General features: G+C 33.2%; 7 protein-coding genes. All 7 read left to right on the top strand.

What is annotated here, in order from left to right; translation table 11 throughout:
* Positions 1–5: 5 nt before the first annotated feature.
* The 7 genes from I4N53_RS11395 (at position 6) to I4N53_RS11425 (ending at position 10,550) form a co-directional block, all read left to right on the top strand.
* On the top strand, positions 6–2,060 hold the full coding sequence (locus tag I4N53_RS11395) for a BglG family transcription antiterminator (protein WP_214496299.1): 2,055 nt from the start codon (positions 6–8) through the stop codon (positions 2,058–2,060).
* Complete coding sequence (locus I4N53_RS11400; RefSeq protein ID WP_214496300.1) at positions 2,053–2,493, top strand: PTS sugar transporter subunit IIA; 441 nt, start codon at positions 2,053–2,055, stop codon at positions 2,491–2,493. Before I4N53_RS11395 ends, I4N53_RS11400 begins: the two co-directional genes overlap by 8 nt.
* 1 nt (position 2,494) lies before the next feature.
* A complete protein-coding gene (locus I4N53_RS11405) occupies positions 2,495–3,661 on the top strand; it encodes a mannitol-1-phosphate 5-dehydrogenase (RefSeq protein ID WP_214496301.1) in 1,167 nt (388 codons plus the stop codon).
* A gap of 373 nt (positions 3,662–4,034) precedes the next feature.
* Positions 4,035–7,685 carry a 5'-nucleotidase C-terminal domain-containing protein gene (locus I4N53_RS11410; protein ID WP_214496302.1) on the top strand — a complete coding sequence of 1,217 codons (3,651 nt, stop codon included), beginning with the start codon at positions 4,035–4,037 and terminating at the stop codon, positions 7,683–7,685.
* A gap of 144 nt (positions 7,686–7,829) precedes the next feature.
* Positions 7,830–8,792, top strand: coding sequence for a tRNA dihydrouridine synthase DusB (gene dusB, locus I4N53_RS11415; RefSeq protein ID WP_214496303.1), 963 nt, complete (start codon positions 7,830–7,832; stop codon positions 8,790–8,792).
* A 187-nt stretch (positions 8,793–8,979) separates the two neighbouring features.
* Positions 8,980–9,741: a TSUP family transporter gene (locus I4N53_RS11420; RefSeq protein ID WP_214496304.1), complete on the top strand. Its 762-nt coding sequence runs from the start codon at positions 8,980–8,982 to the stop codon at positions 9,739–9,741.
* A 38-nt stretch (positions 9,742–9,779) separates the two neighbouring features.
* Positions 9,780–10,550 carry a hypothetical protein gene (locus tag I4N53_RS11425; protein ID WP_214496305.1) on the top strand — a complete coding sequence of 257 codons (771 nt, stop codon included), beginning with the start codon at positions 9,780–9,782 and terminating at the stop codon, positions 10,548–10,550.
* The last annotated feature ends 94 nt before the right edge of the window (positions 10,551–10,644 follow it).

The raw sequence follows: 10,644 nt of genomic DNA on the forward strand, positions 1-10,644 counted from the left end.
AATTTATGGTGAAGAGTATGGAAGATCTAACTGTAAGACAAAAATTTATATTAAAAACTTTATTAGAGAAAGGTCCTTCTAATATAGAGGACCTTTCCAAGCTTATGGATGTAAGTGGAAGAACTATTATGAGAGAAATAGCCTCTATAAACCATAATTTAAAAAAATATAACGCTGTTATTGTAGAGGACAATGGACAAATCATTTTAAAAGGAGAGGAAGAAGCGTTTGATAAAATCCATGCTTCTTTAGGTGCTATTCCTCTCCAATGGCTCTTAACTCCAGAGCAAAGACAAATATTGATGACAATACAATTGTTGCTTTCAGAGGAACCTATAAAAGCTGCTTATTTTAGTTATCAATTTAATGTTGTAGAAGGAACTATAAGTCTCTATCTAGACAAAATAGAAGAATGGTTGAAAATGAGAAATTTATCTCTTATCAGAAGAAGAGGTTACGGGATTAAAGTAGAAGGAAGTGAATTAGATAAAAGAAATGCAATTGTGGAGCTGTTTTATAACTATAAACCCATAGAAAAACTTTTAGCTTTTGTCTATAATGATGAAAAAGACAAATATGTATACACATTTTTTAGCACAGTTTTTGACAATGAGTTAGTTCAATTAGTGAAAAGAATTGTACAACAAATTAAAAATGTTATACATGATCACTTATCTGACTTAAATTACTTTGGAATGTTTATACATTTACTTGTTTCTATTTACAGAACAAAAATAGACAAGCCAATACAACTTAACGATGAATTTGTAAAGGACATTTTACTTTCTAATGAATTTATTTTCATGAAAGATGTAGAAAAAATATTGAAAGAAAATGAAATATATTTGCCAGATGCTGAATTGGCATATTTGGCTATTCATTTAAGTCCCAAAAAATACGTTTATAAACAAAATAGATTTGAAGAACTTGGCATTTCTTTACAAGATTTATCAAAAGAGGTTGTGGAAGAAGTTTCTCGGCTTTTAAACATAAAGATAAATTGCGACGAACAACTTATTGTAGGGCTGTCACAGCATTTTGAACCTGCCCTTTATAGATTGACAATGGGACTTCAGACTACCAATCCATTAGTAGAAGAAATTAAAAATTACTATGGTGATTTGTTTAAAGCGGTAAATAGAGCTTGCAAGTTAATTTTTTCTAAATATAATCTCATGATACCTGAAGAAGAGATTGGTTATATTACAATGCATATTGGAGCTGCAATTGAAAGACAGCAAGCTTTATCAAAAAAACTGAGAGTTTTTGTTATATGTCCGAATGGAATGGGAACTGCGAGAATATTATCAGCTAAATTAAAAACTCTTTTTAGAGAAATTGATGCTATTGACATAGGGTCAATATGGGAGTATAAGAAAAAGAGTGATGACTATGACCTAATAATTTCTACAGTAAAGCTTGAAGATTTAAAAGATAATGTAATTGTGGTATCGCCTTTTTTGACAGAAGAAGATATTAAAAAGGTCGAAGAGTTTATAGAGAAATATGCAGTCAAGAAAGAAAAAGAATTGCCAGGGAATTTGCCGATGGTGAAAAAGAGACAAAACTTTGAAATAGCAGATGAAATACTTCGGAATTTGCAATTAAAATACGTGGAAGCAAAAACTATTGCAGATTTAATAAAATTCATTGCAAAAGATTTATATGATTTAATGCTTACTGAAGATGCAAAAGAAATAGAAGAGCTAATCTTTAAAAGGGAAGCCATGGGCAATGTTGTCATACCAAACACCCACATTGCTTTAATTCATACAAGAAGTGACAAAATGGTAATGCCTTTTGTCGGCGTCTATAAACTAAAAACTCCATTAAAGATGAAAAGTGCTGGTTTTTCTTATGAAGAAGTGGATACTTTTCTTGTGATGCTGGCAAGGAAAACAGAAAGCAGTGAGATATTAGAGATGTTAGGTAAAATAAGTATTTCATTAATTGAGGATAAAGCCTTTAATGAAATATTAAGGTTTGGTGATATCAAAGATATTAGAAATAGCTTAGTTAAAATACTAAATGATACACAGGAGGCTTTGGAGGATGAATAAAGAAATACTAAACGAAAATAATATCGTATTAAATGTACCATCGGAGTCTAAAGTACAAGCTATTGAAAGAGTAGGAAATTTGCTTTTTAAAAATGGCTATGTTGAAAAAGAATATATAGAAGGTATGAAAAAAAGAGAAGAAGATGTAACAACTTATATAGGTAATGGTATTGCTATTCCTCACGGTGTTTCTGAGTATGTAAAATATATAAAAAAATCTGGAATAGTTATAGCGCAATATCCTAAAGGAGTAGATTTTGGAGATGGAAATATTGCCTATATTGTCATAGGAATTGCAGGCAAGGGAGATGAACATTTAGAGATATTATCAAAAATAGCTCTTACCTGCCAGTATGAAGAAAATGTCGAGAAATTGAAAAAGGCAAGGACAAAACAAGAAATAATAGAAATACTTCAAAAAGGTGATGAATAATATGTTAAAAGCGGTTCATTTTGGAGCAGGGAATATAGGCAGAGGATTTATAGGATATTTGTTGTATAAGTCTGGATATGAAATAACTTTTGTTGATATATCAAAAGAATTAGTAGAAAGCATAAATAATTATAAAAGATATAATGTGATTATTTTAAAAGATAATGTGGAAAAGGAAGAAGTAAAAAACATCAAAGCTATTCATATCGAAGATGAAGAAAATCTATCCAAGGCTATTGTAGATGCAGATATAATTACGACTTCAGTAGGAGCTAATAATCTTAAGAGCATAGGGGAAAAATTAAGAAATTATTTAAAGATAAGAAAAGCTAACATTGATAAACCTTTGAATATAATGGCATGCGAAAATGCACTGTTTGCAACAAATATACTAAAAAATAGTATATTGGAAAAAGGGGATAAAGATTTTGTTGATTACGTAAATCAAAAAATTGGTTTTCCTAATACAGCAGTTGACAGAATAGTGCCAAATGTAGAAATAAAAAAGGAGCTACCAATAGATGTAGCTGTAGAGGACTTTTATGAATGGGATATTGAGAAAAAAGCAATTATTGGGGATTTAAATATCAAAGGGGCGGAACTTGTCGATGACCTTGAACCTTATATAGAGAGAAAATTATTTTTATTAAATGGAGCCCATGCTACCACTGCATATTTAGGATATTTAAAAGGGTATAAATATATACATGAAGCGATTGAAGATGATTTTATAAGAAATATAGTGTCTGGAATGCAAGAAGAAGCTTCTCTTGCGCTTTCTAAAAAGCACAATATAAAAAAAGATGTTTTAAGCCAATACGCAAGTAAGGTAATAAAAAGGTTTAAAAACTCCTATTTAAAAGACGAAGTTGTAAGAGTAGGGAGAGAGCCTACAAGGAAATTAGCGGGAAATGACCGGTTAATAATGCCTGCTAAGTTTTGCTACGAAATTGGAGTTATGCCCCAATTTATACTATACGGTATAGCTGCAGGGCTTTTGTTTGATTATAAGGAAGACCCTAAAGCTTGTGAAATCCAAAATGACATTAAAAATTTCGGTTTAGAAAAAACAATAAGCAAAGTTACAGGTTTAGAAGAAAATAGTGGTTTATTGCAGGAAATTGTAAAGAAGTATAAAGAATTGAAAGAAACTTTTAGAAAAAGATGATATAGATTGAATTCTATATCATCTTTTTTTTAATGGAAGATTATTATAATAAATTTAAAAATGTTTACAATACTAAGTAAACGTATAAAAGAAAAAGCAAAGGGGAGTAAAATTGGAAATAAATATGTGACATTGTTCTAAATCGCTGTTGAAGGTCAAAAAAGTATTTCATATAATTATATTAAGACTTGTCTGACATCTGATGTATGATGTAATTTACACAAAATTAATAATAGTTTAACTTCAACTTAACATTCATCTGATATGCTTAAAATGTCAGAAATTTTTCCTCATTTTTGTATTATATGGAGGTGGTCAATAGGAGATATATTTATTTAGTTGTTCCAAGGATTTAGTGAAAGGGAGGATGTAAATGTTTAGGTCAAGGTCAGGGATACTGGCTATACTTGTTGCAGCAATAATGGTATTAAGCATGTTTTTTTCTGCAATACCGCAGATAGCCTTTGCTGCAACGTCAAAAACATTTGACTTTATAGTAGTCACCGATTTTCACGGTTATTTACAAAATGATGGTAAATTAAGTGATGGGACAACTTATAAGCAGCAAATAGCAGGTGTTTTGGCAAAACAAATTAAAGACATAAAAGCTCAAAATCCTGACAGAACTGTAATTTTATCTGGCGGAGATATGTTCCAAGGAACGCCGCTTTCCAACGTCTTAAAAGGACAACCAGTCATTGAAATGATGAAAAATATTGGTTTTGATGCAATGACTCTTGGAAACCATGAATATGATTGGGGAATTGATTCGGTAATTGATACGCAAAATGCTACATTGAAAAATTCTACAATTCCTGTTCTTGCAGCAAATGTGTATGATAAAACAACGGGGCAACTGGTGAATTATGTAAAACCCTATGTAATGATTGAAAAAGATGGGGTTAAAATCGGCATAATTGGCATCGTAGACAATAAAGAATTCCCAAATATAATAATGCCTGCATATATACAAAATGTTGAATTTAAAGATCCTGTATCAATTGTGAATGATTTAGCTAAGCAGTTAAGACAACAAGGTGTGCAAATTGTTGTTGTACTGGCACATATGGGCGCATATCAAGATAAGTCAGGTAATGCTACAGGTAATCTTATAGACTTTGCAAAACAAGTTAAAGGTGTAGATGCTATATTCGGTGGACATACACATACAATTGTTACTACCAGAGTAAATGGAATACCTGTTGGGGTTGCTGCAAACTATGGCAAAGGATTTATCAATTTAAAGATTACATTAAATGATGATGGCACAGTTACAACAGATGATATGCAATATATTGACATTGCAGGTTTGTATTCTACACAAAATCCTGTAGTGGATCCTGAAGTACAAGCCATTGTCGATAAAGCTGTTCAAGATGTAGGACCAATATTTAACGAAGTGATAGGTCAAGCTGCAATTGACTTGACAAGGACTCAAAGTGCGCAACCTTATGGAGACTCTCTCTTAGGCAATTGGGCAGCACAAGTTACAAAGGATGCAGTAGGAGCAGATTTTGGATTTGCCAATAATGGTGGATTAAGGATTGATATTCCAAAAGGCGATATAACTGTTGGAATGATGTATCAATTGATGCCTTTTGACAACACAATAGTTACAATGAAAATGACAGGGGCGCAAGTAAAAACTATCCTTGAGCAGGCTGTACAAGATGGTGGCAAGGGTATACAGGTTGCGGGACTTACTTTCAAGTATGATCCATCTAAGCCTTCAATGCAAAGAGTATTTGACATGAGAAAGTCCGACGGAACGCCAATACTTATGGATAAAACTTATCTTGTTGCGACAAACAACTTTATGGGCACTGGCGGAGATGGCTTTACAGGATTTACAGACCATGATGTTGCAAAAACTTATATTGACACATATAAGCTTGTAAGAGATGCATTTATAGATGCAGTTAAAGCCCAAAAGACAATTACTTCAAAAATAGATAATAGAATTGCACCGGCTAAAATGAGTGATGCGACAATAACAGTACTTGCTACGTCAGATATACATGGCAATATATTCCCATGGGACTACAACACTGCAAAACCTGCGAATAGAGGTCTTGCAAAAGTAGCTACCTATGTAAAACAAGTAAGAGCTCAATATCCTTATGTGGTATTAGTAGATAATGGAGATACTATTCAAGGAACACCTCTTTCTTACTACTATAACAAAATAGATACTGAAACAGAGTATCCATTAGCAAAAGTAATGGGTGCAATGAAATATGATACTTGGACGTTGGGCAACCATGAATACAATTATGGGCTTGACGTTTTAAACAGAGTTATAAAAGACATGAGAAGTGAAGGCATACATGTGCTTTCAGCAAATATTTATAAAGATGACGGAACAAACTTTGTTGACCCTTACTATATTAAGACATTTGATACACCGCAAGGGCCTGTAAAAGTTGGTATATTAGGCCTTACGACCAAAACTATACCATCATGGGAAGATAAAGACCACTATGCAGGGCTTCACTTCAATGACTTGGTAGAAGAAGCCAATAAATGGGTACCTAAGTTAAGAGAAGCAGGAGCAGATATAGTAGTCGTTACAATGCATTCTGGTGAAGAAAAACCAACAGATATTATTCCAGAAAATCAGGTAATTGCTGTAGCAACGCAAGTAAATGGCATTGATGCAATAGTTGCAGGGCATACACATGCTAATATACCACAACGTACCTATACGAATTCTGCAGGGCAAACAGTTATAGTAACACAACCTGGAAGATGGGGCGAATATGTATCACAGATAAACTTTAATATAAGCAAAAATGCTGATGGAAAATGGGTAATAGATAGCAAATGGAGTGCAACTATAAAAATGGATGATTCTGTACAAGCAGACCCAGATATTTTAAACCTTGCACAACCATATCAAGATGCAACACTTAAATATATAGGAACAAAAATCGGTGTTGCAGCAGGTGACTTCTTAGGTACTGAACAGACAGTAAAAGAGACAGCTATAATGGACCTTATCAACAAAGTTCAAAAATATTATGCAAAAACTGATCTATCAATTGCTGCACCACTTAGCAGTTCAGCAAAGATATTGAAAGGCGATATAACAATTCAAGACATTATGGGTGTATATGTATATGAAAACTACTTGTATGGAATAAAGATGACAGGCAAACAATTAAAAGACTGGATGGAATGGTCAGCAAGATATTACAAACAAGTTTCTTCTCCAGATGAACCTATAACAAAAGATCCTACTTTAAATATACCAGATTATAATCTTGACCAACTATACGGCGCAAGCTATGTAATAGATTTAACAGAACCAGCAGGGCACAGAATTAAGAACCTCAAAGTAAATGGCAAACTTGTCAAAGACGATGATGTATTCACAGTAGCAATAAACAACTATAGATTCAATGGTGGCGGCGGATTCATGCAAGCTGCTGGAATAACAAATCCAGAAATCGTATTTGATTCCGCAAAAGCTTATGGCGATGACGGACAGGTAAGGAATTTGATGATCAGATATATTCAAGAGCATGGTACAATTACACCAACTGTTGAAAATTACTGGTATATCTCAACAACACCTGTAGAAGAAGAAATTGAAGCACCAGCACCACAACCTGCACCACAACCTGTATACAACTATGGCATTGTAACTGCATCAGCGCTTAAGGTGAGGACAGGCGCAAGCACTTCAAGCAAAATTATAGGAGTACTTCCTGCCGGAAAAGTTGTGACATTGCTTGAAGAAGTCAACGGCTGGTATAAGATTGACTACAATGGCAAAACAGGATATATCTACGGCAAATACGTTGCTGCAACGCCCAATCCGTCAAATGTAACTGTTTTGAAAGCTGTAAAAGTCACTGCTAAGAGCGGGTTAAATGTAAGAGTGGAGAATTCTATAAATGCAAAGAAAATAGGAGCAGTACCATATGGAACATTGCTAAAGGTAGTTGGAGAATATAATGGATGGTATCAGATACAGTATAAGGGCGGATTTGGATATGTATACGCAAAATATACGAAATAAAATGTAAAGAAAGAAAAGCTGTGGGAAACCGCAGCTTTTCTTTTTTGCAAAGACAGTTAAGAGAAGAAAGTATGTGATAATGTGATAAAATATATAGGTAAGTGGATTATATAGAGGAATTTACAGCGAAAGGATGAAGTAATTTTGAAAATAGGTAATATAATTCTTAAAAATAATGTTTTTTTATCTCCTATGGCAGGGGTTACAGATAAGCCTTTTAGATTAATTTGTCAAGAGATGGGTTGTGGTCTTGCATATACAGAAATGGTGAGTGCCAAAGGTCTTTATTATGGCAGTGAAAATACAAAGCTTTTGACAGACATCGATGAAGGAGAAAGTGTAGCTTTACAAATATTCGGCTCTGACCCAGACATTATGGGAGAAATAGCAAAAAGGCTAAATGACAGTAAAGCTTTAATTCTCGATATAAACATGGGATGCCCTACACCTAAAATAGTTAAAAATGGTGATGGAGCGGCACTCATGCTAAAACCAGAATTAGCAGAGAAAGTGATGGAATCTGTTGTTAAAGCATCAAATAAGCCTGTGACAGTTAAAATAAGAAAAGGGTGGGATGACAACCATGTAAATGCTGTGGAAATAGCGCAAATTGCTGAAAAGGTTGGCGTTAAAGCAGTAGCAGTACATGGAAGGACGAGAGAACAATTTTATTCTGGAAAAGCTGACTGGAGTATAATAAAAAAAGTCAAAGAAAGTGTAAAAATACCTGTTATAGGCAATGGTGATATATTTACACCAGAAGATGCAAAAAGAATGTTGGAGGAAACGGGATGCGATGCAATTTTAATAGGACGTGGTGCGCAGGGTAATCCCTGGATATTTAAAAGAACTGTACATTTTTTAAATACCGGAGAATTACTTCCTGAGCCGACAATACAAGAAAAAATAGAAGTGATTATCAGGCATTTGGAAATGATGATAGAATATAAAGGAGAACGAACAGGTATTTTAGAAATGAGAAAACACATTGCTTGGTATTTAAAGGGATTACATGGAAGTGCAAGACTGAGAGAAGCAGTGTTTAAAATGGAAAAGTATGAAGAAATAAAAGAGTTTTTATTAAATATAGCAAAAACTTATACTTAGCTTTAATTTATGAGGCCTGCCAAGTTGTGAAGGACTCATAAAAAATTATTTCAAATTATCGGGCATAAATACAGCAATTGTTAAAAAATTTCTACCCAAGTTCCAGCAAAGGATAAGTGACAAAACATAAAAGTGATGATATTATGAAATGGAGGGGTATTTTTATTTTAGCGTCGAGGTGGTAACGTTGTCGATTGAATATATTGTAGCACTTTGTGGTATTGGATTTGCAGCTGCATTTATTGATTCTATAGCAGGTGGAGGCGGTATAATAAGTCTTCCAGGTCTTTTAGTACTTGGAGTACCTCCAGCTTTTGCACTTGGAACTAACAAATTTGCTGCTTCTTGTGCTTCTTTTACTAGTTCTTTAACTTTTATAAAGTATAGAGTGTATGATGGAGATTTGTTAAAATACTTGGTATTTGGGACTTTATTAGGTGCAATTCTTGGAGTCAAAACTGTACTTTTGTTAGACAGCTCACAATTAAGGATAATTATAATTATTTTAATGATTTTTGTTGCAATATACACCTTATTTGTTAAAAATATAGGCAATGAAAACAAATTTGAAGGCGTTAATAAAAAGACTATTGCAATAGGCCTTATAATTTCTATAATTCTTGGCTTTTATGATGGCTTTTTTGGACCGGGAACAGGTTCATTTTACATTTTTTTATTCTTAACACTTTTGAATTATGATTTTAAAATAAGTGCAGGAAATGGGAAAATACTGAATTTTGTAAGCAATATAACTTCACTAATTATGTTTGCGTTACATGGTAAGATATTGTATTCTATTGCAATTCCCATGGCGTTAGCAATGATACTGGGGGCAAGATTGGGGACAAAGCTGGCTATAAAAAATGGAGCTCGGCTTATAAGGCCTATATTGATTTCTGTCACTTTGTTGTATGCAGTGAAAATGATTTTTGATATAACAAATCATTAAAGTAAGACATGCACAAATAAAAGGGATTAACCACATATATGTATCATGGAGATGATGCATATATGTGGGAGGAAAATAGAACAAAAAAATATAAAGGAATTGACATTATAGAATTCTATCAAAAAGAGGCAATTAAAAGGAAAAACACAATACCCAAAAAAACTTTTTATAATAGATTTTTGAAAATTGGAGACCACATAATGATATCAAAACCCTATGAGGAAAAGTTTGAAGAGAAAAGATATAAAATCAGCCTTTATGAACTGTTAAAAAACGTATATTATGAAGAAGTATTTGGGATAAACATTTCTTCCAAAAGAAAAAAAGAAGTCTATCGCAACAATATCTCTTTTGAAAATTTTACTATAGGCGATATTGTTTTAGCCACAAGCCCGGGATTTCACATACAAGGTGCTATTAGACATGCTGCTATATTCGATAGCGGAAGATATCATGGGAGCGTTGATGATGAATGCTTACTCACTGCAGAACCAAATAAAGGAGTAATATACGAGTCTATTCGATTTTATCATGAAAACTTTGGAGAAGCATGGGGACTTTATGTGCCTAATACGACTTTACAACAAAGAATTGCAGTTGTCGATGAACTTGCAAAACATATAGGAGAGAGATATTATTGGAGTGCTCATAAAAGCAACTCAAAAGTTTGGTATTGTTCATTGATTCCTTGGAGAGGATATTATAAAATTACAGGTATTGATATTGACTATAATGACGGATATTGGGTTTTACCTATTGACATTTTTATGAGTGAATATACTGAAGTTTTTGAGTATTCAAGGGGATAGTATGTACTATCCCTCAGTTTGTTGACAAAGTTAAAAAATTTTCAAAGGAGATATTTTGCATCGTCGCTCCGATGTTCCAAAGCGACAAAACTAA

The sequence above is a fragment of the Thermoanaerobacter sp. CM-CNRG TB177 genome, assembly GCF_018588165.1.
In the GTDB taxonomy this organism is placed as follows: Bacteria; Bacillota; Thermoanaerobacteria; order Thermoanaerobacterales; family Thermoanaerobacteraceae; genus Thermoanaerobacter; species Thermoanaerobacter thermocopriae.

Coding starts and splice junctions, on each gene's coding strand:
- I4N53_RS11395 (WP_214496299.1), top strand. CDS start 6: ATGGTGAAGAGTATGGAAGATCTAACTGTAAGACAAAAATTTATATTA.
- I4N53_RS11400 (WP_214496300.1), top strand. CDS start 2,053: ATGAATAAAGAAATACTAAACGAAAATAATATCGTATTAAATGTACCA.
- I4N53_RS11405 (WP_214496301.1), top strand. CDS start 2,495: ATGTTAAAAGCGGTTCATTTTGGAGCAGGGAATATAGGCAGAGGATTT.
- I4N53_RS11410 (WP_214496302.1), top strand. CDS start 4,035: ATGTTTAGGTCAAGGTCAGGGATACTGGCTATACTTGTTGCAGCAATA.
- I4N53_RS11425 (WP_214496305.1), top strand. CDS start 9,780: ATGTATCATGGAGATGATGCATATATGTGGGAGGAAAATAGAACAAAA.